The sequence below is a fragment of the Microbispora rosea genome, assembly GCF_044460045.1.
Lineage (GTDB): Bacteria > Actinomycetota > Actinomycetes > Streptosporangiales > Streptosporangiaceae > Microbispora > Microbispora rosea.
This window is the reverse complement of sequence record NZ_JBITJO010000005.1, coordinates 393,220-415,014: the sequence shown is the minus strand read 5'-3', so window position 1 is coordinate 415,014 and position 21,795 is coordinate 393,220. Positions and strand designations below refer to the sequence as shown.

The following is a 21,795-nucleotide window of genomic DNA, read 5'->3' as shown; positions in this document are numbered from 1 at the left end:
GACAACCCAGTCTGACTAAATCGTGACTTCTCAGCGCATCAGGCGGTGCGTCACTAAGCTACGGTCTCGTCATTCGGCGGGGGCCCCAGGCGATGAGGAGACAGACCGTTATGCACGGCCAGACGGGCGCCTGGCGCGTCCCCGGCTATACGGAAATTCGTGAACTCGGAACCGGGGGCGCCGGGCGGGTGATTCTCGCGCGGCACGACGCCGACGACATCCCTGTGGCGATCAAGTACCTGTCCGACGAGATGATGGCGGACCTGCACTTCGTCGCCCGGTTCCGGCACGAGGCCCGCCTGCTCGCCGCCATGGACCCCAGCCCCCACGCGGCGCGCTTCTACGAGTACGTCGAGACCGCGCGCGGCGCCGCCATCGTCATGGAGCTCATCGACGGCGTCTCGCTGCGCGCGATGCTCCGCTCGGAGGGCCCGACCGGTCCCGAGGCCGCGCTCGCCGTGCTCAAGGGCTCGCTGCTCGGCCTGGCCGCGGCGCACTCCATCGGCGTCGTCCACCGCGACTACAAGCCCGAGAACGTCATGGTCGAGGCCGACGGCACCAGCAAGCTCGTCGACTTCGGCATCGCGGCGCAGGCCGGCGAGGGGGTCAGGGCGGCCGGTACGCCGCCGTACATGGCCCCGGAGCAGTGGTCGGGCGGCAAGGCCGGACCGGCGAGCGACGTCTACGCCGCCACCGTCGTCTTCTTCGAGTGCCTCACCGGCGGACGGCCCTTCCGGGCGCAGAACATGGCCGCGCTGGCCCGCCAGCACCAGGCGACCCCTCCTCCGGTCGACGAGGTGCCGCCTCCGCTGCGCGACCTCGTGGAGTGCGGCATGGCCAAGCGGCCGGAGGACCGGTTCGCGTCGGCCGAGGAGTTCCTGCGGGAGCTCGAGACCATCGCCGCCGGCGCGTACGGCCCGGCCTGGGAGGAGCGCGGACGGCGCCGGCTCGCGGCGCTCGCCGGTCTGCTCGTGCCGTTCTTCCCGCTGAGGGAGAACGACCCCGAGACCGGCACCGCGCTGGCCGAGACCAAGCTCGGCGGGCTGCTGAGCCAGACCCGCATGAAGATCGGCCTGACCCTGGCCGGAATGGTCGTGATCGCGGGCGGAACGGTGGCACTGGTCCAGACCGTGAGCGGCGGCACGACCCTGCAGGCGGGGACGACGATCGAGACGTCGAGCCCGCCCGCGATCGATCCCTCGTCGATCGAGGTGGAGGACGACTCCGGCGGCGAGCCCACCGACGAGCCGGTCGAGCAGCCCGAGGACGCCACCCCCACCCCGGCCGCCACCGGCCAGGAGCCGAGCACCCCGCCGACGACGCCGCCGACCGTGCGGCCCAGCGCGACCCAGCGGGCGACCCCCAGGCCCAGCCTCTCGACGACCGCGAAGCCGAAGCCCACGCCGACCATCAGGCGGACCCCGAAGCCGAGGCCGTCGCCGAAGCCCGTGCCCTCGGACGACTCGGTCACGGTGGACCCGCGCGGCAACACGCCGACGAGCACGCGGCCCAGCCCCGCCCAGACCAGCAACCCGCCCACGACACGGCCCACTACCCGGCCCACCATCACGCCCACCACCAGGCCCACTCAGCCGACGGCGCAGCCCTCCACCAGCCAGCCGACGCCGACGCGGCCGACCAGCACTCCCGACGACCCGCCCGTGCTGACGTTTTCGCCCACCCCTCCTTCTGATACTCCGACGGGCGGGCTCGCCGCCGCCCTGGTGACGATCGGCCTCGTTCCCGCCACACTGGCCATGGGACGCATGCGCGGACGGCACCGAAGGCGGCGGTAGATGCGAGAAGGCGCGACGGTCGCGGGGCACCGGCTCACCGGCCGCACCCGGCGCAGCGAGGTCGGCACCTGGGCGGACGCCGTGTCCCCCGACGGACGGCCGTCCGGCGCGCTGTTATTCGATCCCCCGGCCGTCGCGACGGCCGGGGCACGCGAGCGGCTCGTCGCGACGGTCGGCGCCGACGTGCGTCTCCAGTCGGGCGGGCCGATCGGGCTGCTGCCCGTGATCGACCTGGTGGCCGCGCGCGACGAGGTCTGGCTGATCACCACACGGGCGACGCCGGCCGTCGCCGACCTGATGGCCGCCGGCCGCCTGGACCCGGGCGGCGCGGCGACCGTGCTCCTGGAGACCGCGCAGGCGCTGCTCACCGTGCACGCCGCCGGGGCGGCCCACGGCGCGCTGCACGCGGGGACCATCGTGATCGGCGAGGACGGCTCGGTGCTGCTGGCCGAGCGCGGCCTGCTGCGGGCGCTGCGGGGCGAGCACGCGTCCGCGGAGCAGGACGTGGCGGCCTGGGCCGCGCTCGCCGGCGCGCTGGCCGCGAACTGCGGTCAGGGACACGCCGCGGCGGCGCTGCGGCACGCGTCGGCCGCCGCGGCCCACGGACTGGCCGCCGCGCGGGACACGCTGCTCGCCGAGCGCGACGCGTTCCCCGGGGTGGGCAGGGAAGGGCTGGCCCACGCGGCCCACGGCCTGTCCGCGCCCGCGTCCCCCGATCTCCCCATCGGCCCTGCCGCCGCCCTGGCCGCCGGTTCTTCCGGCGGGGAGGCGGTGACCCTGCTCGACCTGCCGGACGCGGCGGACGGCCCCGGCGACGTGATGATGCGGTTCGGGCCCGGGGTCCCGACCGAGACCACGGCCGCGCAGATCTGGCGGGCCGGGCAGACCTCCGCCTCCATCACGGCCACCCAAACCCGCGGTCCGGCTCCCCGGCGGCGCCGGAGGCGTTCGACGGCCTGGGCGGGGACCTTGCTGCTGGCGATCCTGATCGCGGCGGTGATCCTGTGGCTGCGCCAGACGCCCGGCGCGCCGCTCGCGGTGAGCGACGTCGACGTCAAGGCGCCCAAGAAGACGGTGCGCTGCGACGGCCAGGCCGACTTCGTCGGCGTCGTCACCACCAACGGCGAGGCCGGGTCGATCCGCTACCTCTGGATCCGCAGCGACGGCCGCAAGCCGCTGGAGGGGGAGCAGCGCACCTCCTCGGGAGACACGTCGGTGGACCTCCCCCTGCACTGGAAGGTGACCGGAGCGGGGTCGTTCAAGGGCACGGCCACGCTCCGCGTCCTGTCCCCCACGACGTCCGGAAAGCCGATCCAGGACAAGGCAAGTTTCACCTACAAATGCTGATTTCATTAGTGTGGCGCGCATGACGACGACCCCCGCCGGCTGGTATCCGGACCCGTACGGCTCCCCTCTCCTGCGATGGTGGGACGGCACCCAGTGGACCGACGCCACCCACGCTCCCGGGCAGGAGGCCGGGGCGCCTCAGGCCCCGCAGCAGGCACCGCTGCAGGCCCCACAGCAGACGCAGCCCCAATGGGGACCTGTGAACCAGACGGCGCAGCTTCCGATGCCCGAGTTCGGCGCGCCGCGGCGTACGGCCCCGGTCTGGCCGTGGATCGTGGGCGGCATCGCGACGGTGGTGGTGCTCGCGCTGGTCATCGGTGGTGCGGTCATCGTCCTGCGCGATCGCGCCTACACGGCCAACGCCCGGCCGGACACCACCGCGACGGCCCCGCAGCTCGACCAGACCGTGCCGCCCGAGCAGGAGCCGCAGCAGTCCGCGCCGCCGCTGCCCCAGCTCCCCCAGCCGTCCGGCGACCGCATCAAGGACCCGGTGACCGGCCTGTCGTACGCGTACCCGGGCGACAAGTGGCAGGTGCCGGAGTCGAAGGACATCAACAACCCCGCCGACCAGCGGAGTCCGCTGTGGACGAGCGGCTGCACGGCGACGTCCCAGGCGAACTACGACGGCAGGGGCAACGACTGGGTCGGCAGCGTCTACACCGCCGAGGTGCCCCAGATCTACCCCTACAGCGGCTCCCAGGGTCTGGGGCAGCTGTCCCAGACCCTGCTGCTCACCTTCGACCAGGACTTCTACGGCATCCCGCATGACCACAAGATCCTGCGCAACGAGGCGCTGACCGTGAGCGGCAAGCAGGGCTGGGTCATCGAGTTCGAGATGGACTTCACCAAGGTCGCCGAGGCCAACGGCCTGAAGTGGAAGAAGGAGAAGGGCGCGATCGTCCTGGTGGACCGCGGTCAGAACGCCCGTCCTGCGATGCTGTACGTCTCGGTGCCGGACAACCTGGACCAGTCGGTCCTCAAGCGCGTGGAGGACTCTCTTCAGTCTCAGTGACGTCCCCATTTACCCTTCAGCATTACTCTTGAGCCATGACTGACCCGCTGGTCTGGATCGACTGTGAGATGACCGGGCTCGACCTCGGCCGTGACGCGCTGATCGAGGTGGCCTGTATCGTCACCGACAGCGAGCTGAACCAGCTGGATGAGGGCGTGGACGTCGTCATCAAGCCCCCCGCCGAGACGCTGGAGCAGATGTCCGAGGTCGTGCGGGAGATGCACACGGCCTCGGGACTGCTGCGGGCCCTCGCGTCGGGGGTGACCCTGGCGGAGGCCGAGGCCGTCGTGCTCGACTACATCCGCTCCCATGTGCCCGAGGCCAAGAAGGCGCCGCTGTGCGGCAACTCCATCGCGACCGACCGCGCCTTCATCGCCAGGGACATGCCGCTGGTGGACACGTTCCTGCACTACCGGATGGTCGACGTCTCGTCGATCAAGGAGCTGGCCCGCCGCTGGTATCCCCGGGTCTACTTCGCCTCTCCGGAGAAGCAGGGCGGGCACCGGGCGCTGGCCGACATCACCGAGAGCATCCGGGAGCTGCGCTACTACCGCGCCGCTGTCTTCGTGCCGCAGCCCGGCCCCGACTCCGCCACCGCCCGCGAGGTCGCGGAGGCCGTCTCCGGGCCCTGACCTCCGCACGTGGCGGTATTGAGGCGCGAACAACTCCGAAATGCCGCTACACTTTCTTCGTACGCCTCGAACGGCGCACATGGTGGGTGTAGCTCAGCTGGCAGAGCGCCAGGTTGTGGTCCTGGATGTCGTGGGTTCAAGTCCCATCACTCACCCCAGCGGCGAACGGCCGGTCCTTGCGGACCGGCCGTTCGCTTTTTTATCAATGGCTATGCGCCGCGTGTATACACTCGGGATATAGCCTGTGGGCATGACCGTACCCCTCGCGTTGCTCGGCCTGCTGGAGCGGGAGCCGAGCCACGGATACGACCTGAAACGCGACTACGACACCTTCTTCGGCCGCAGCAGGCCGCTGCCCTTCGGGCAGGTGTACTCCACGCTCGGCCGCCTGGCCAGGGACGGCAAGGTCACCGGGCAGAGCGAGCCGGGCGACGGGCCGGACCGCAAGCGCTACGCCATCACCCCCCTGGGCCGGCAGGAGGTCGCCACGTGGCTGACCGAGCCGGTCGCGGCCGAGCCGTACCTGCAGACGGTGCTGTTCACCAAGGTCGTGCTGGCGCTGATGCTGGGCCGTGACGCGGCCGGCTACCTGGACGCGCAGCGCGCCACGCATATGCGGCGCATGCGGGAACTCACGGAGGTCAAGCGCGGCGGCTCCCTGACCGACGCCCTGCTGGCCGATCACGCCATGTTCCACCTGGAGGCGGACCTGCGGTGGATCGACGTCACCCAGGCCCGGCTGGGCGCGCTGGCCGAGATGGTGCGTACGTCGTGATCGTCGAGGCTCGGGAGGTCAGCCGCTCCTACGGCAGCACGGTCGCGCTGCGCGAGGCGAACCTGTCGGTGGCCGCGGGCGAGGTCGTGGCGATCATGGGCCCCAGCGGGTCGGGCAAGTCGACGCTGCTGCACTGCCTGGCCGGCATCTTCACACCGGACAGCGGCGAGGTGTGGTTCGACGGACGCCGCCTCGACACCCTCGACGACGGCCGCCGCAGCGAGCTGCGGCGCACCGCTTTCGGCTTCGTCTTCCAGTTCGGCCAGCTCGTGCCGGAGCTGACCGCGGCCGACAATGTGATGCTGCCGCTGCTGCTGGGCCGCACCCGGAGGAAGCACGCCGAGCGGCGCGCGGCCGAATGGCTCGAACGGCTGGAGCTGGCCGGCCTGGGCGGCCGGCGCACCGGGGAGCTGTCCGGCGGGCAGGCGCAGCGCGTGGCGATCGCCAGAGCGCTGGTGACGCGGCCGCGGGTCGTGTTCGCAGACGAGCCCACCGGCGCGCTGGACACGCTCACGGGCGAGCACGTGATGGACCTGCTGGTGGGCCTGGCCCGCGAGGAGGGCGCGACCGTGATCGTGGTGACCCACGACGCCCGGGTCGCCGCCTGCGCCGACCGGGAGGTCGTGGTGCGCGACGGCCGGGTCTTCGACCCGTATACGACCGGGGCCGTCCGATGATCCGGCTGGGCCTGCGGCTGTCGCTGAGCAGCGGCAGGGAGGCGGTGGCCAGGCTGGCGATGATCGTCGTCGGGGTGGCGGCCGGCGTCGCGGTGCTGCTGGCCACGCTGTCGCTGTTCAACGCGTTCCAGGCCACCGACGGCCGTCCCTGCTGGGAGTGCACGACCGGCTCGGCGCCCAGCGGCTGGGCCCTCGACGCGACGGCCGACGGCGCGTTGTGGAGCTACCGCGAGGACTTCTACGCGGGCCGCACGATCAAGAGGCTCGACGCCGCCGCGCTCGGCACGCGGGCGCCCGTCGTCCCCGGCCTGTCCCGCATGCCCGGCCCCGGGCAGTATTACGCCTCGCCCGCGCTGGCCGGGCTGCTGGACTCGGCGCCGCCTGAGGAGCTGGCCGCCCGCTTCCCCGGCACGCGCGCCGGGCTGATCGGCGACGCGGCGCTGTCCGGGCCCGGCGAGCTGGTCGCCGTGGTGGGACGGACGCCGGATCAGGTCGCCGCCCTGCCCGGCGCCAGGCAGGTCGACGAGGTCGGCACCATGCCCGCCGTCGACGACAGCGGGGACGTCTACCGGTTCGCCTTCGGCGTCGCCGCGGTCGGGCTGATCGTCCCACTGCTGGTGCTCGTGGGCACCGCCACCCGGCTGGCCGCGGCTCGCCGCGAGACCCGCTTCGCGGCGATCCGCCTGGTCGGCGCCACCACGCGGCAGATCAACGTGCTCGCGGCGGTGGACGCGGCGCTGGGCGCGCTGGCCGGCGCGCTGACGGGCCTCGCGATCTTCCAACTCGTACGGCCTGCAGTGGCCGGGGTGCGGATCACCGGTGCGCGGTTCTTCCCCGACCTGGTCGCCCCGCACGCCTGGCAGTACGCGGCCGTGCTCGGCGGCGTGCCGGTGGTGGCGGCCTGCGCCGCCCTGTGGTCGCTGCGCCGGGTGCGGATCTCGCCGCTCGGCGTGGCGAGGAAGACCGCCGCGTCCCCGCCGCGGGCGTGGCGGGTGATCCCGCTGCTGGTGGGACTGGGGATGTTCGCGGGCCCGGTGTATCGGAACGGCAAGCCCGACGAGCTTCTGGCCGTCGTCGCGCTCGCGCTGATCATGGTCGGGCTGATGCTGGCCGGGCCCTGGCTGACCATGGTCGCCGCGCGCCTGGCCGCCCGGCTGACCCGGGGCGGGGCGACGCTGCTGGCCGCGCGGCGCCTGGCCGCCGATCCGAAGACCGCCTTCCGGTCGGTGAGCGGGCTGGTGCTGGCGGTGTTCATCGGGACGACGATCGCGGCCCTCGTGCCTGCTGTGGTCGCCGGCCAGCAGAAGGTGGCCGGGGGCACCCTCAACGACGTCCTGGGCGCCACGTTCGATCGGCCGGGCGTCCCCGGCCTGTCACCGCGGGCGGCGACGGAGCTGCTCGCCCGGCTGCACACCTATCCGGGTGTGGAGGCGCTGCCGATCTACGGCCGGACGGACGCGGGGAAGGTCCCCCCACGGCCCGACGGCCCGCCGCCCACGCCGTACGTCGTCGAGTGCGCCGGCCTGGCCCTCTTCCCCGTCCTCGGCCGCTGCCCCGCAAGCACGCACGCCGTGGCGGGCAACTTCGCCCGCATCGTCGGCGCCGACAACCCGCTCACCGTCGACAGGCTCCTTCCGCTGGCGGGCCCCGACAGCCCGACCGCCTCCGCCGACGGACTCGACCTGGCGGCCGTCATGATCACCACGCCGGACACGGCGACACTGGAGCGGCTGCGCACCCTGCTGGCCGGTTACACCGTCGAAGCGCCGATGACCTTCGCCGAGATCGCCCAGGTCAGGGCGGACCTGTACACCCGGGCGGAGAACGTCGCGCTGGCCATGGTCGGGCTCACCCTGGTCGCGGGCGCCTGCGGCCTCGTGGTCGCGGCCGGCGGCGGGCTGGTGGAGCGCAGGCAGCCGTTCACCCTGCTGCGGCTGGCGGGCACGCCCACGCGCACTCTGGCCGCGGTGGTGCTGCTGGAGTCGGCGCTGCCGCTCGTGCTGGCCGCCACGCTCGCCGCGGTCGCCGGTTTCGGCGTGGCCGAGCCGCTCATCGACGCCCTCGCGATGAAGAGCGCGTCGACGGCCATGCCGGGCCCCGTCTACTTCGCCTCCCTCGGCGGCGGCCTGGCCGCGTCCCTCCTGGTGATCCTCACCACGCTGCCGCTGCTGCGGCGCATGACCACGCCCGACAACGCGCGTTTCGAATAGGAGCTCCCATGAAGCTCGTGCCTGCCGCGGCGATCTCGCTGGCGTTGCTCGCCCCTCCCGTGTCCCCGGCGGAGGCGGCCGACGCGGGATACTCGGCCACGATCCGGCGTACCGAATACGGCATCCCGCACATCACCGCCAAGGACTACGGCGGCCTCGGTTTCGGATACGGCTACGCCTTCGCCCAGGACAACCTGTGCACGCTGGCCTCCTGGGTGGTGACCCTGCGCGGCGAGCGCTCCCGCTACTTCGGCCCGGAGGCCGAGTCCGACGACCCCAAGCCGGTCGCCAACCTCACCAGCGACGTCTACTACAAGAGCGTCGCCGCCTCGGGCGTCGTACGGCGGCTGCTGGCCCGGCCCGCGCCGGTCGGCCCGAGCGACGAGCTGCGCCGCCTGGTGGACGGCTACGTCGCCGGATACAACCGCTACCTGGAGGACACCGGGGTGGCGAACCTGCCCGATCCCCGATGCCGGGGCAAGGCGTGGGTCGGCCCGATCACCGCCACCGACATGTGGAACAACCTGCTCGACCTCAGCCGGATGGTCTCCAGCTCCAGCCTGAAGGAGGCCATCACCGGCATGGCCGAAGCCGAGAGACCGAAGCCTGAGCCGCCGGCGGCGGGCAGCAACGCCTGGGCGCTCGGCCGTAAGGCCACCCGCGAGGGCGGCGGCATGGTGCTGGCCGACCCGCACTTCCCCTGGCAGGGAATCCGCCGCTTCTACCAGGTCCAGCTCACGATCCCCGGCGTGCTCGACGTCTCCGGCGGCAGCCTGTACGGCACCCCGGTCGTCCAGATCGGCCACAACGCCAAGGTCGCCTGGACCCACACCGTCTCCCATGCGCAGCGCTTCACCGTCTACCGACTGGAACTCGCGGGCGGCCACAGCTACACGGTCGACGGCCGGGCGGAGCCGATGGGCGAGCAGGAGGTGGAGGTCGCGCTGCCGGACGGCACCCTCTCCGGCCACACCCTCCTCACCTCCCGCTACGGCCCGGTGCTCGCGGTCGGACGGACCGGCGAGGCCGCGTACGCGCTGGCCGACGCGAACGCCGCCAACCTGCGGGCGGCCGACGAATGGCTGGCGATGGCCAGGGCGGGCAGCCTCGACGAGCTGCGTGAGGCCCAGCGGACCCACCAGGGGATGCCGTTCGTCCACACCCTCGCCACCGACGTGAGCGGCACCGCCTACTTCGCCGACACCTCGGTCGTCCCGCACGTCACCGACGCCGAGGCGAAGCGCTGCGCCAAGCCTTCGCCCGTTCCGGGCCTCGACGCGTACGTCCTGGACGGCTCGACCTCCGCGTGCCTGTGGGGCAGGGACGGCGACGCCGTCGTGCCGGGCATCTTCGGGCCGGGTACGCAGCCGAGGCTGGTCCGGGACGACTACGTCGCCAACTCCAACAACACCTACTGGATGACGAACCCGGAGAAGCCGCTCACCGGCTATCCCCAGGCGTACGGCGAGACGGGCACCGAACTGGAGCCGCGCCCCCGGGTCAGCCTCGACATGATCGCCCAGCGGCTGTCCGGGGCCGACGGGCTCGGCGCGCCCGGCTTCACGCTGGAGACGTTGCAGGCCACGGTGCACGGCAAGCGCAACCTGACCTTCGAGCTGATGCGCGACGACCTGCTGAAGCTGTGCCGTACCCATCCCGAGCTCGGCCACGAGGCCTGCAGGACGCTGGAGAGGTGGGACGGGCGGGCCGCCCTGGACGGCGAGGGCGCCATCCTGTGGCGCGAAATCTTCACCCGGCTGGGCCGTCCCATGTGGCGGGTGCCTTTCGACCCCGCGCGTCCGCTGACCACCCCGAGAGGGCTGAAGATCGATGACCCGGCGGTGCGGCAGGCCCTCGCCGACGCCGCGCTGTTCTTCCGGTCGAACCGGATTCCGCTGACGCTCACCCCCGGGCAGGCGCAGAGCTACTCCTCGATCCCGATTCCCGGCTGCACCGAAGGGGAGGGCTGCTTCGACCGGGTGCGCACGGGCGGGCCGCTGGGCACGGACGGACGCTACCCGGAGGTGAACACCGGATCCAGCTTCATGATGGCCGTCGAGCTCACCCCCGGCGGCCCGCGCACACGTACCGTCCTCACCTACTCCCTGTCCGCCAACCCCGCGTCACCCCACCACGCCGACCAGACGGCCCTGTTCTCGCGCGGCGGGTGGGTGACTGAACGCTTCACCGCGGCCGAGATCGCCGCCGATCCGCATCTCGAGACCGTCACGATCCACGGGGGGCATTGACCCGGGCAAGTCAGTGCACTTTTCCCCAAAGGTGGACGATGCGGGTTATGCTGCCTCACAACCGCCGTGCGGGGGCCTCGGCGATCTCTGATCGTCTTCTACGGAGGCCGGATGAGAATCGACGACCGCACCGGAATGGGGCTGAGCAAGCGCGAGGCCGAGGTCATGGAGCTGATCGCGACCGGTCACTCCAACGGCGAGATCGCGCGGCTGCTGTTCCTGAGCGAGAAGACCGTGAAGAACCACGTCAACCGCATCTACGCGAAGCTGGGCGTGGACTCGAGGATGACGGCCATCTGCCGGTGGCGCGGCGAACCCGCGCCACCCGCGCCGTCAGCCCCCGGCCCGATCCCCGGTCCGATCCCCGGCGAGGACGGCGCGCAGCCCGGCCAGGCCGTACTCAAGCTCGTCCGGCTGGACGGACAGGGCAGGGCGTAGCCGTACGGACCGCTCGCCGCAGCGCAGGACCAGGATCGCGCGTTCCTCCCGGAGCCGGGCGACCAGGCCGCCGGGGTCGGGAACGTCGAAGGCGCACATCAGCCCGCGTCCGCGCGCGTTGGCGACCAGGCCCTCGGCCTCCAGGCCCTGGAGGGCGCCCAGCAGCTTCTCGCCCAGGATGGCCGCCCTCGGGATCAGGGCGTCGCGCTCGATGATCTCCAGCATCCGGCGGGAGCGCACCATGTCGGCCAGGCCGCCGCCCCAGGTGGAGTTGATCCTGCCGCTGACCCGGAACACGTTGTCGGGCACGAGGTCCACCCTGCGGCCCGCCATGATGCCGCCGACCTGGACCTTCTTCGCGAAGGCCACGATGTCGGGGGCCAGGCCGAGCTGCTGGTACGCCCAGGGGGTGCCGGTCAGGCCGACGCCGGTCTGCACCTCGTCCACGACGAACAGGGCCTCGTACTCGTGGCAGAGCGCCTGCATCGCCTGGAGGAACTCGGGGCGCATGTGGTTGTCGCCGCCCTCGCCCTGGATGGGCTCGGCGATGAAGCAGGCGATGTCGTGACGGAACCGCTCGAACGCCTCCCTGGCCTGCGCGAGCGCCCGTTCCTCCGCCCGCTCGACGTCCCCGAAGTGGATGGCGGGGACGTCCACGCGCGGCCAGCAGAACCGGGGGAACCTGTCGGTCTTGACGGGGTCGGTGTTGGTGAGCGAGAGCGTGTAGCCGCCCCGGCCGTGGAAGGCCCGCGTGAGGTGGAGGACGCGCGTGCCGAGGCCGGGGTGGCGGCCGTGGGCCTCATTCCAGCGGCTCTTCCAGTCGAAGGCGCACTTGAGCGCGTTCTCCACGGCCGCCGACCCGCCCTCGACGAAGAACAGGTGCGGCAGCTCGGGGTCGCCGAGCACCCGCCGGAACGTCTCCACGAACTCGGCGAGGTGGACGGTGTACATGTCGGAGTTGGCCGGCTTGTTGGCGGCCACCCGGCCGAGCAGTGCGACGAACTCCGGGTCGTCGGCGAACGGGTTCACCCCGAGCGGCGACGACGCGAAGAACGTGTAGAAGTCGAGGTATCTCCGGCCGTCCCGAGCATCGACCAGCCAGGAGCCGGCGCTCCTGTCCAGGTCGAGCACGAGGCGGTAGCCGTCCACGAGCAGGTGCCGTGCGAGGGCGTCGTGCACAGTGGTGGGGTCCATTTCGCCTCCGCGTCATACTGGGAAACGAGATGATTCCCTCACATCAGGGCATCTATGTGAAGGGTTTCCGCCTAGATAGCACCTCAAGAGAACATTTTTCAGGCCGCAAGGGTAGGTCCCACGTCCGAGAAGCTCATCACGGGCAGACTGCTGACGATTCGAATCCGATTGTGTACCTTTGCTTCAGATTCCGTGGGTTTATACGGATTGCAGCGATCTTTTCTGAGGCAGGGATGATGATCGACCGTAGTCGGCTGGCCCGGTTGCTCGACCGCGAGCGCGACGCGTTCCGGAGGCGCAACCCGCGCTCGGCCGCCGCGTACGAGCAGGCGAGAGGTCACCTGTTCGGCGGCGTGCCGATGACGTGGATGAACAAGACGGCCGCGGGTTTCCCGCTCTACCTGGCCGAGGCCCGCGGCGCCCGGGTCACCGACCTGGACGGCCACGAGTACGTCGACCTCTGCCTCGGCGACACCGGCGCGATGGCCGGGCACTCCCCTCAGGCGACCGTGCAGGCCGTCGCCGACCGGTTCGGCCGCCGGGGCGGCGCCACGGTGATGATGCCGACCGAGGACGCCGCCTGGGTCGGCGCCGAGCTGGGCCGCCGGTTCCGCGTGCCCTACTGGAGCTTCTCGCTGACGGCCACCGACGCCAACCGATGGGCGATCCGGCTGGCCAGGGCGATCACCGGCAGGCCCAGGATCCTCGTGAACAGCTACTGCTACCACGGCAGCGTGGACGAGGTGCTGCTCGTGGTCGGCCCGGACGGCCGGCAGGTGTCCCGCGAGGGCAACGTCGGCGCTCCGGTCGATCCCACCGTCACCTCACGCGTCGTGGAGTTCAACGACCTGCCCTCGCTGGAGCGCGAGCTGGCGTACGGCGACGTCGCGGCGGTCCTCATGGAGCCCGCCCTCACCAACATCGGCATCGTGCTGCCCGAGCCCGGCTACCTGGAGGGCGTCAGGGAGCTGACCCGGCGGTACGGCAGCCTGCTGATCAACGACGAGACGCACACCTTCTCGGCGGGCCCGGGCGGCTGCACGAGGGCGTGGGACCTGACCCCCGACATCGTCACGATCGGCAAGGCGATCGGCGGCGGCATCCCGAGCGGCGGCTACGGCCTGTCCGCCGAGGTCGCCGCGCGCGTCGAGGCGATGGACGGGCTCGACCTGGTCGACATGGGCGGTGTCGGCGGCACGCTGGCCGGCAACGCCCTGTCGGTCGCCGCGATGCGCGCCACCCTGGAACACGTGCTCACCGACGACGCGTTCGCCGCCATGACCGAGCTGGCGACCCGCTTCACCAAGGGCGTCCAGGAGGTGATCGACGCGCACGGCCTGCCGTGGTCGGTCACGCAGCTCGGGGCGCGCGCCGAGTATCGCTTCACCCGTCCCGCGCCGCGCAACGGCGGCGAGTCGAACGCGGCCGGCGACCCCGACCTGGACGACTACCTGCACGTCTACCTGGCCAACCGGGGCGTGCTGCTCACGCCGTTCCACAACATGGCGCTGATGTCCCCCGCCACCACCGAGGCGGACGTGGACCTCCACCACGAGGTGTTCGCCGCTGCCGTGGCGGACCTGGTCTCATGACGCTCGACGAGGTCGACCGGGTCCTGCTGCGCGAGCTGCAGCGGGACGGCAGGGCCTCCTACACCGCGCTCGCCGAGGCCACCGGCCTGTCGGCTCCCGCCGTACGGCAACGGGTGCAGCGGCTCCGCGACGAGGGGGTCGTGCAGATCGTCGGCGTCACCGACCCGATGGCGCTGGGCCTGCCGGTCATGGCGCTGATCGGCGTCCGCGTCGACAGCGACGTGCACGAGGTCGCCGACCGGATCAGCGAGCTGTCCGGCGTGATCTACGTGGTGCTCACGGCGGGCTCGTTCGACCTGTTCGCCGAGGTGGTGTGCCGGGAGCCCGCCGAGTTGCTCAGCGTGCTCAACGACCACGTCAAGCGGGTGCCGGGCGTCACCAGGGCCGAGGCGTTCACCTACTTCGGGATCCACACCCACAGGTTCGCCTGGCCCGGTGTGTGATCACAGGGCCCTGAGGAACCGTGCGGCGACGGGTACGGCGGCGCCGCGGCCGGTGCCGCCGTGCTCGACGAACACGGCGAAGGCGAGGTCGCCCCGGTAGCCGATGAACCAGGCGTGGTCCTGCCCGCCCCGGTAGTCCTCGGCGGTGCCGGTCTTGCCCGCGGTGCCCTGGGGCAGATCGGAGCCGGCGGCGGTCCCGTCGATCGTGACCGCGCTCATCAGCGAGCGCAGTCCCTCCGCCACGTTGGACGGCAGGGGCACGCTCTGCGGCAGCTCCCCCTGCGGCGCCTCGTCCGCCAGAGGGCGGGCCGGCCGCCACTCGCCGCTCTCCACCGCGGCGGCGACCAGCGCCATGCACAACGGGGTCGCCTCCACGGTGCCCTGTCCGAAGGAGTCCTCGGCGAGCGCGTCCTGGTTCGCCGGCCGCCCCAGGCTGCCGCACGTGCTCGTGCCGGCGCTCTCCCCCTGCACGCCGAAGCCGAACGCCCTGGCCTGGTCGACCAGCGTGTCGCCGTTCAGCCGCTCGACCGTCAGCCGGGCGAACGTGGTGTTGCACGACAGGGCGAACGCCTGGCGCAGCGTGACCGTCCCGTGGTCCTCGTTGTGGTAGTTCGAAATCGACCGGTTGAAGGGGATCTGGTAGGACGCCGGGCACTCCACCGTGCTGTCGGGGGACAGCCCGTTGGCGAGCAGGGCGGCCGCCGTGACCGTCTTGAACGTGGAGCCGGGGGCGTACTTACGCTCGAACGCCGCCCGGCCGCCCAGCCGGTCGGCGACCGCGAGGATCTCCCCCGTGGACGGCCGTATGGCCACGACGGCGCCCCGCTGCACGCCGTCGAGCGCCCGGGCCGCCGCAGCCTGCACCGCGTAGTCGATGGTGGTCCGTACGCCGGCCGGCGGCTTCTCCGGCTTGTAGGACAGAACGGTCTTCGCCGGCATGCCCGGGTTGTCGACCTCCAGCGCCCATCCCACGGCCACCCCCGTCGCGGGCGCCACCCCCTGGCTCACCAGGTTGTCGAGGTACGCCTCGGCGCCCGAGTCCCGCGGGAACTCCCGCCCTCCCCTCGTCACCGGCCGCAGCGGCCCCACGTCCGGCTCGGTCCTCACGAGACTGCCGCCGGGCTGGATCTCCGGATGCAGGACGGACGGCGACCAGACGACCTTCCAGGTGAGGTCGCGTACCGCCAGCTGCAGACTGGAGTCGAAGCGCCAGGTGCCGGCGTCCTGCTCGTCGCGCTCCTGGGTGAAGGGGATCTCGGCCGTCTCCTCCCCGGTGCGTACGATGGTGCCCACCGTGATCCGCAGCGACTTGGAGAGGGCGGCGTCCTCGAACTCGCGGTGCTGGTCCGCGAAGTCGTCCGGGGGATCCTCGACCAGCTCGCGCATGGCGTCGTAGTCGCTCTTGACCCAGGCCTGGAAGTAGGCGGCGGCCGTCTCGTCCGGAGAGCCCTCCGGAGAGCTCGCGGGAGACGGCTCGGGAGATGACACCGGGCGGAGCTGGAGCGTCTGCGGGCCGCCGGGCGCGGACGTCCCCCGCGGCGCGGCGACGAAGTCCGAGGCCGGATCCTGCATGCCGGAGACAATGAGTCCGGCAACGCCGAAGACGAAGATGGCCGCGGCGACCATGACGAGGGCGAGCAGGGCCCTGTTCCGCATACGGTTCTCATATCACGCGAAAGGAGTCATAGGTGGCAAGGAGCAGAGAACCGTTGCCAGGCCGCTATCCGGTGACCTTCGGCGAGGTGGAGCTCCTGCGCGACCTCGACCGGCCCGACGGGTGGATGCTGATCAGGGACGGCGTGCCTCAGTCGTACGTCGACCTGACCGATCCCACCTATCTGGACTTCTCATACACGCAGCTCATGGCGAGTGTGATCGACTGCCTGCCCGAAGGCCCGCTCGACGCCGTCCACATCGGCGGCGGGGCCTGCACGATCCCGCGGTACATCTCCGCGCGACGGCCCGGCTCCCGGCACATCGTCGTGGAACCCGACGCCGGGCTGGTCCAGCTCGTACGCGACCAGCTCAACCTCAAGTCGGTGCCCCGGATGAAGGTCCGGGTGGTGGACGGCCGCGCGGCGACGACAGGTCTCGGTGACGACTCGGCCGACCTGTTCGTGCTCGACGCGTTCTCGGGCGCGACGATGCCGGTCGAGCTGGCGACCGTCCAGTACATGACGGAGATCGCCCGCGTCCTGCGCTCCTCCGGCATGGCGCTGATCAACGTGGCGGACGGCAAGGGCCTGCCGTTCGTGAAGCGGGTCGCCTCCTCCGTGAGCCGGGTCTTCCCGCATGCCGCGCTACTGGCCGAGCCCGGCATCCTGCGTGGACGCAGATTCGGCAACGTCGTCCTGGCGGCCTCGCGCGGCGACCTGCCCATCGAGGCGCTCACCAGGAAGGCGGCGGGCGGCCTCACCCAGGCGCGATGCCTGGCGGACGAGGACCTGACCCGCCTGGTCGCGGGCGCCCCTCCCATCCACGACGGCGACGCCGTCCTCTCCCCCGTTCCCCCGCCGGGGCTGTTCGACTAGCTCACGACCTCGGCCGAACCTGCGCCCGGCTTGCGGGCCTCGGCCGAGGCGGCGCAGGATTTGCGGGCCTCGGCTGAGCCGGCGCACGGCGCACGGCCTTGGCCCCGGTCACTGCGCCGGAAGCAACCTCCGGTCCTCGCGAAGCCCGCTCCGCTGGGCCTTCGCTGCGGTCCTCGCTTCCTTCCGCTCCGCTCCCTCGATCCGTCGATCCCTCGCGTCGGCCATGGTCGTCATTTCCGTAGCCGTGTGGCTCCAAGTCGGTGGTAGGTGAAGGCCCAGCGGTCGGTGCCGGTTTTGCGGCGGGTGTAGCGGTGGGGGTGCTGGTAGCGGTCACGGTTGTGGAACTGGCAGGCCGGACCGAGCAGCTTCAGGTCGGTCAGTCCGCCGGTGCTCCAGTTGTCGGCGTGGTCGATCTGGCACATTGTCGCCGGGAGTGGGCAGCCGTCGACCCAGCAGGTGGCATACCGGGCGAAGACGGCTCGTCGTTGGGCGGGGGTGGCCAGGCGGACTTTGCGACCCATGTCGAGCACCTGCCCCTCGGCGTCCATGACCAGCCGCACCAGAGCCGAGGTGCGGGCGAGGCGGTGCACGCTGGTGACGGGCAGCATCTGCCCGGTCGCCAGCAACAACCCCGGCACCGTCCCCAGCAACGCCCCGGCGCCATCCCGCGTAGCCTCCCCGGCGGCTCTCCGGCCGATGCGGTGTCCTGCCCACGCGGGTACTCCCCCGCAGGCCGAGGCCCGGCGTGGGCGTGATGCGCGAAGGCATCCTCGGGAGGAGGATCCGGCTGCGCTGCCTCGGAAGGCGCTGCGCCGGAAGGTGTTATGTTCGAAGGCGCTGGGTTTGAGGGCGCTGCGTGTGAAGGCCCGCCATCGTCTGCAGGCCATGCTGACCCGTGCCGCCCCGCGTCCGGTGCCCCAGTCTTTGCCACAGCACGGTCGCGGTCTGCGCCCTCTACGGGCGGGGTGTCGTCGCCCTCGGCAGAGGCGGCGCTCGCGGTGTCGTGCGGCTCGCACTCACCGGCCCGCCGCTTACCAGGCCCGCGCTCACGGGACGCCCGCCCACCAGTTCCGCGCTCGTAGGTTCCGTGCTCACCCGCCCCGCGCTCGTCGGGTCCTGGGTGGCGGGACTCCTCATCGCGGGGACCGGTGGTGGCACGGTCGGCGTTTCCGGCACCGGCGTCCGCGGCTCCATCGGCTCCGGCGTCGCTCCCCGCACTGGCGTCCGCCGCTCCATCGGCACCGGCATGCGCCTCAGTCTCGGCTTCGGCGGGGTCGGTGGTGGCGGCCTCGCCCGGGGCAGAGCCGCTGGTGTCGTCGGCGGCGGCGGCAGAGTCGCCGGTGTCGGCGGTGGCGGCGGGGTCGGAGTCGGCAGAGTGGGGGTCGCTGGCGTCGTCAGTGGCGGGGTCGGTGGGGAGGGATTCGGCGTTGACCAGGACCAGGAGTTCGGTGGCGATTTTCTGTTCCAGCAGGGCGATGAGGGCATCGGCCTGGCGCACACTCAGCGGGCGGTCATCGCCCTCCGCCCGCGGTTTGGCGTAGGCGTCCAGCAGGGCCCGCAGCCGGGCTGCCGCCTCGCGGGGGAGGGAGAACTCCCCTTCCAGGCCGCCGCCCCGACCGGGACGCACCCGAAGGAACCGCCGCCCGTAGTCGGCCCGCTCGTCGTGGTCTTCTCCGTCGGGGTCCAGCACCGCCCGCAGATAACGCCCGGCCTTGGCCACCTCCGCCGCGCCTGCCTTGCCCGCCAACTCCAGCAGGATCGGCTCGGCCACACCGGCGTGCTCATTGCTCAACTGGGCGGTGGCGGTGCAGATCGCCTCCACCACCCCTGCCGCCAACTGGCCGGCGGCGAACTTCTCCCGCACCCGCGGCAGACGCGCCAGCTCCACCGCCAGGGTGAGCAGGCGTCCCGCTCCGGCGACGCTCATCCCGGCGGCGGTGCGCAGCCAGCTGCGGGTGGAGGCGTGCCCATGCTGCTTGGCCCGCCCAGCGGCATGCACCCGCCCCACCCGATCAGCAAGCGCACACGTGATCCGATCCCGCGCGAACGCCAAATCCTCCGCCTCAGCCAGGCAGACATCCGCATCTTCCGGAAGCGGCGTCAACGCCAGTGCCTGCGCCGACTCCCGCAACGACCCCACCAGCACCCACGACGACCGAGCACGAGGGCGACCACCCGCGCCAACCCCACAACCATCGGCACCAAGGTCATCGGCACCCGGGCTGCTTGTGGTCCCGGCACCGGGCGCGCCGTCGCTCGTGTTCGCGCTCGTGTGCTGCGGCGACTGGAGGTCGATGATCGGAAAGTACTCGCGGGCGGTAGAGCCATCGGCAGACCACAACGGCGAGTCGGCGGTCAACCGGTCCCACCAGCCGTCGCCAGTGTTATTCGAACGACGAGAGCGGTCGGGATCGATGTCGAACAGATCCATCGCACCCTCCTCGTGAGATTCGAAAACCTGTATGAATTCTTTCACCCTCTGTGAGCATGCGGCAAGCTCGCAGGCCGACAAGCTGGGATCACAGGCGAGACCTGAGGCCCGATCGATTACTCTCCGTCACCGGTGACGGCTCGCTCGTAGGCCCGGAGCGTCTCGACGAACATGCGCCGCTGCTCGCTCGTCAGCGGCCACAGGGCGCTGCGCCACGCACCGGCGCCACGGGCGAGCCAGGCGTCGACGGCCTCCCGGTTGGCCTCGGCGATGCTCACGATCGTGCGACGGCGGTCCGCGTCGTCCTCGCGGCGGTCCACGACTCCCTTGCGGCTGAGGTCGCCCACCATCAGGCTCACGGTCGCCGGGGTGACCTCCAGTCGGGCGGCGAGCTCGTTCACCGTGAGCGGACCGTCGAACAGCAGGTAGGACAGCAGCGACAGGTGGCGTGGCGCCAGGTCGAGCGTCCGGAGCGACTCGGGGACCGGCATGCGCTTGGCCCGCCCCACCAGACGCGGCATCAGCAGCAGGAGGGTGCGAACCCCCTCATCCAGGCTCAGTCCCTCATCCGTTGACATAGATAGATCTCCAAAATATCTTTGCTATCAAAGCAAATACTTCTGAGGCTCGGGAGCCATCGTCGCATGTCCGAATGGAACGACAAGATCATCGAAGAGTTCCGGGTGAACGCCGGCGTGGTCGGCGGACCGTTCGAGGGAACACCGCTGATCCTGCTGACGACCACCGGCGCCAGAACGGGCGCGGCCCGGACGAACCCGGTCGCCTGCCGGCGTGACGGGGACAGGATCCTGGTGTTCGCCTCCTACGCGGGCGCGCCACGCCACCCGGACTGGTATCACAACCTGCTGGCCAATCCCACCGTGACCGTCGAGGCGGGCGACGGGACGGCGATCGAGACGTTCACCGCCACGGCCGTACCGCTGCCGGGCGAGGAGCGCGACCGCATGTACGCCCGGCAGGCCGAGCTGGCGCCGGTCTTCGCCGACTACCAGGCCCGTACCTCCCGTGTCATCCCCGTCGTCGCCCTCTACCGGCGAGACCGCGAACGCGCCCGGGCGCTCGGCGACGAGCTGGTGCGGATCCACGACGGGCTGCGGGCGGAGATGGCCGCGCTGCTGACCGCAGTGGAGGACGGGCTCGCCGCGGGCAGCCCGGTGAGCCTGCCGGGTCGTGGCCTGGAGGAGGCGCTGCGGGAGCGCTGCCTGTCCTTCTGCACGGCCTTCCACGAGCACCACGTCAACGAGAACGAGCGGGGCTTCCCCCTGCTGGAGCGGGCCTTCCCCGGGCTGGCCCCGACCCTCGACCGCCTGCGCGAAGAGCACGTGCGGCTGGCCGGGATCAGGGAGGACCTGCGTACGGCGGTGGGCGAGGCGGGCACCGGCGACCCCGCCGCTCTCATGGACAGGCTCACGCGCCTGTCGGCCGAGCTGGAGGCCCACTTCGCCCGCGAGGAGGAGCAGCTCCTCACCGCGCTGAACGCGCTCCAGATCTAGGACTGTCCGGACTCGTGGTCGGCCACGATGGCGTCGATGCGGGCGGCGAGCTTGTAGTCGAGGTCGGTCAGACCGCCGGCGTCGTGGGTGGTCAGCGCCAGGTGGAGGGTGCGCCATCGGATGTCGATGTCGGGATGGTGGTTGAGCGCCTCGGCCTGCTCGGCGATGTCGTTCACGATCGCGATGGCCGTACGGAAATCTCGGGCGACCACGGTCCTGCGGATCGTGTCTCCCTCTCGGCGCCACTCGGAAGCCTCGTACATGGAATCAGGACATCACGAAACACGGCCCATTGTGTAGATTCGCCCGCGTGGATGAGCAGGCGGGCGAGCAGGTGGACGAGCTGCGGCGGGAGCTGTGCGAGTACGGGCGGCGGGCGGCGGCCCTCGGCCTGGTGATCGGCACGTCGGGGAACCTGAGCGCCCGGGAGGGCGACCTGGTCGTCGTCACGCCCTCGGGCGTGGCGCTCGACCGGCTGCGCCCGGAGGACTGTCCCGTGGTCGACCTCGAAGGGCGGGTTGTACAGGGGGAGCGCAAGCCCTCCTCCGAGACGCCCATGCATCTCGCGCTGTATTCGGCGACGGGGGCCCGGGCGGTGGTGCACACCCACTCGGTCTTCGCGACCGTGGTCGCCTCGACCATGACCGAGCTGCCGCCGATCCACTACAACGCCCTGCTGCTCGGCGGCGCCGTCCGGGTCGCCCCTTACGCGACGTACGGCACTCCGGAGCTGGCCCGCAACGTCATCGCCGCGATCGAGAACAGGCAGGCCGCCCTGATGGCCAGCCACGGCGCGGTGACGATCGGCGGCGGCCTCGAGCAGGCGTTCGAGGCGACGCGCCTGCTCGAGTGGCTGTGCGAGGTCTACGTCCGCGCCCTCGGGGTGGGCCGGCCCGCGGTGCTCACCGAGGACCAGCTCACCGCCGTCATCGAACGCGCGTTCAGCGGCTGAGC

General features: G+C 71.8%; 19 protein-coding genes, 1 tRNA gene and 1 pseudogene. 15 read left to right on the top strand and 6 right to left on the bottom strand.

The features are described 5' to 3' along the window. The first annotated feature begins 110 nt into the window (after window positions 1-110). From ACIBK1_RS23905 to ACIBK1_RS23860, 10 genes are all read left to right on the top strand, one after another. Window positions 111-1,796: a protein kinase domain-containing protein gene (locus tag ACIBK1_RS23905; protein WP_396737746.1), complete on the top strand. Its 1,686-nt coding sequence runs from the start codon at window positions 111-113 to the stop codon at window positions 1,794-1,796. Then, window positions 1,797-3,143 carry a protein kinase family protein gene (locus ACIBK1_RS23900; RefSeq protein ID WP_051762578.1) on the top strand — a complete coding sequence of 449 codons (1,347 nt, stop codon included), beginning with the start codon at window positions 1,797-1,799 and terminating at the stop codon, window positions 3,141-3,143. 19 nt (window positions 3,144-3,162) lie between these two features. Next, complete coding sequence (locus tag ACIBK1_RS23895) at window positions 3,163-4,155, top strand: DUF2510 domain-containing protein (protein ID WP_030511639.1); 993 nt, start codon at window positions 3,163-3,165, stop codon at window positions 4,153-4,155. 35 nt (window positions 4,156-4,190) lie between these two features. Next, window positions 4,191-4,787, top strand: a complete 597-nt coding sequence (gene orn, locus ACIBK1_RS23890) for an oligoribonuclease (protein WP_030511640.1) — start codon at window positions 4,191-4,193, stop codon at window positions 4,785-4,787. Window positions 4,788-4,869: 82 nt separating this feature from the next. After that, window positions 4,870-4,945, top strand: a tRNA-His gene (locus ACIBK1_RS23885). Window positions 4,946-5,037: 92 nt separating this feature from the next. Next, a complete protein-coding gene (locus ACIBK1_RS23880) occupies window positions 5,038-5,562 on the top strand; it encodes a PadR family transcriptional regulator (RefSeq protein WP_030511641.1) in 525 nt (174 codons plus the stop codon). After that, entirely contained in the window at window positions 5,559-6,239 is a 681-nt protein-coding gene (locus ACIBK1_RS23875) for an ABC transporter ATP-binding protein (protein ID WP_030511642.1), read from the top strand. The genes ACIBK1_RS23880 and ACIBK1_RS23875 overlap by 4 nt, the downstream gene beginning before the upstream one ends. Next, window positions 6,236-8,449 carry an FtsX-like permease family protein gene (locus ACIBK1_RS23870; protein WP_396737740.1) on the top strand — a complete coding sequence of 738 codons (2,214 nt, stop codon included), beginning with the start codon at window positions 6,236-6,238 and terminating at the stop codon, window positions 8,447-8,449. Before ACIBK1_RS23875 ends, ACIBK1_RS23870 begins: the two co-directional genes overlap by 4 nt. 8 nt (window positions 8,450-8,457) lie before the next feature. Then, window positions 8,458-10,698 carry a penicillin acylase family protein gene (locus tag ACIBK1_RS23865; RefSeq protein ID WP_030511644.1) on the top strand — a complete coding sequence of 747 codons (2,241 nt, stop codon included), beginning with the start codon at window positions 8,458-8,460 and terminating at the stop codon, window positions 10,696-10,698. 111 nt (window positions 10,699-10,809) lie between these two features. Then, a complete protein-coding gene (locus tag ACIBK1_RS23860; protein ID WP_081903960.1) occupies window positions 10,810-11,136 on the top strand; it encodes a helix-turn-helix domain-containing protein in 327 nt (108 codons plus the stop codon). Here the strand turns inward: ACIBK1_RS23860 and lat are convergent. Next, window positions 11,032-12,330: an L-lysine 6-transaminase gene (gene lat, locus ACIBK1_RS23855; RefSeq protein ID WP_030511646.1), complete on the bottom strand. Its 1,299-nt coding sequence runs from the start codon at window positions 12,328-12,330 to the stop codon at window positions 11,032-11,034. The two genes, ACIBK1_RS23860 and lat, sit on opposite strands and share 105 nt — an antisense overlap. Before the next feature lie 236 nt (window positions 12,331-12,566). Here lat and ACIBK1_RS23850 point away from each other — a divergent pair, with 236 nt between their 5' ends. Beyond that, window positions 12,567-13,922 carry a transaminase gene (locus ACIBK1_RS23850; RefSeq protein ID WP_197042903.1) on the top strand — a complete coding sequence of 452 codons (1,356 nt, stop codon included), beginning with the start codon at window positions 12,567-12,569 and terminating at the stop codon, window positions 13,920-13,922. Next, window positions 13,919-14,365 (top strand): Lrp/AsnC family transcriptional regulator, encoded by a 447-nt coding sequence (locus ACIBK1_RS23845; protein ID WP_030511648.1) that lies wholly within the window; start codon window positions 13,919-13,921, stop codon window positions 14,363-14,365. The genes ACIBK1_RS23850 and ACIBK1_RS23845 overlap by 4 nt, the downstream gene beginning before the upstream one ends. Here ACIBK1_RS23845 and ACIBK1_RS23840 read toward each other — a convergent pair whose 3' ends face one another. Beyond that, window positions 14,366-16,021 carry a penicillin-binding transpeptidase domain-containing protein gene (locus tag ACIBK1_RS23840; RefSeq protein WP_396737733.1) on the bottom strand — a complete coding sequence of 552 codons (1,656 nt, stop codon included), beginning with the start codon at window positions 16,019-16,021 and terminating at the stop codon, window positions 14,366-14,368. A 32-nt stretch (window positions 16,022-16,053) separates the two neighbouring features. Between ACIBK1_RS23840 and ACIBK1_RS23835 the strand changes: the two genes are divergently transcribed. Then, window positions 16,054-16,896 carry a spermidine synthase gene (locus tag ACIBK1_RS23835; RefSeq protein ID WP_036408802.1) on the top strand — a complete coding sequence of 281 codons (843 nt, stop codon included), beginning with the start codon at window positions 16,054-16,056 and terminating at the stop codon, window positions 16,894-16,896. 230 nt (window positions 16,897-17,126) lie between these two features. Here the strand turns inward: ACIBK1_RS23835 and ACIBK1_RS23830 are convergent, their stop codons facing one another. The 3 genes and pseudogenes from ACIBK1_RS23830 to ACIBK1_RS23820 all read right to left on the bottom strand — a co-directional run bounded on the left by ACIBK1_RS23830 (window position 17,127) and on the right by ACIBK1_RS23820 (window position 19,905). Continuing rightward, window positions 17,127-17,783 carry an HNH endonuclease signature motif containing protein gene (locus tag ACIBK1_RS23830; protein WP_396737730.1) on the bottom strand — a complete coding sequence of 219 codons (657 nt, stop codon included), beginning with the start codon at window positions 17,781-17,783 and terminating at the stop codon, window positions 17,127-17,129. Between the two features lie 617 nt (window positions 17,784-18,400). Next, window positions 18,401-19,327: pseudogene (locus tag ACIBK1_RS23825) on the bottom strand (DUF222 domain-containing protein); the annotation flags it as partial. Between the two features lie 116 nt (window positions 19,328-19,443). Beyond that, window positions 19,444-19,905 (bottom strand): MarR family winged helix-turn-helix transcriptional regulator, encoded by a 462-nt coding sequence (locus tag ACIBK1_RS23820; protein WP_396737727.1) that lies wholly within the window; start codon window positions 19,903-19,905, stop codon window positions 19,444-19,446. A gap of 66 nt (window positions 19,906-19,971) precedes the next feature. Here ACIBK1_RS23820 and ACIBK1_RS23815 point away from each other — a divergent pair, with 66 nt between their 5' ends. Next, window positions 19,972-20,841, top strand: coding sequence for a nitroreductase/quinone reductase family protein (locus ACIBK1_RS23815; protein ID WP_396737724.1), 870 nt, complete (start codon window positions 19,972-19,974; stop codon window positions 20,839-20,841). Here ACIBK1_RS23815 and ACIBK1_RS23810 read toward each other — a convergent pair. Then, window positions 20,838-21,104, bottom strand: a complete 267-nt coding sequence (locus ACIBK1_RS23810) for a 4a-hydroxytetrahydrobiopterin dehydratase (RefSeq protein WP_036408806.1) — start codon at window positions 21,102-21,104, stop codon at window positions 20,838-20,840. The two genes, ACIBK1_RS23815 and ACIBK1_RS23810, sit on opposite strands and share 4 nt — an antisense overlap. 47 nt (window positions 21,105-21,151) lie before the next feature. On the opposite strand from ACIBK1_RS23810, the gene ACIBK1_RS23805 reads away from it, so the two are divergent. After that, a complete protein-coding gene (locus ACIBK1_RS23805; protein WP_396737721.1) occupies window positions 21,152-21,793 on the top strand; it encodes a class II aldolase/adducin family protein in 642 nt (213 codons plus the stop codon). Window positions 21,794-21,795 lie beyond the last annotated feature (2 nt).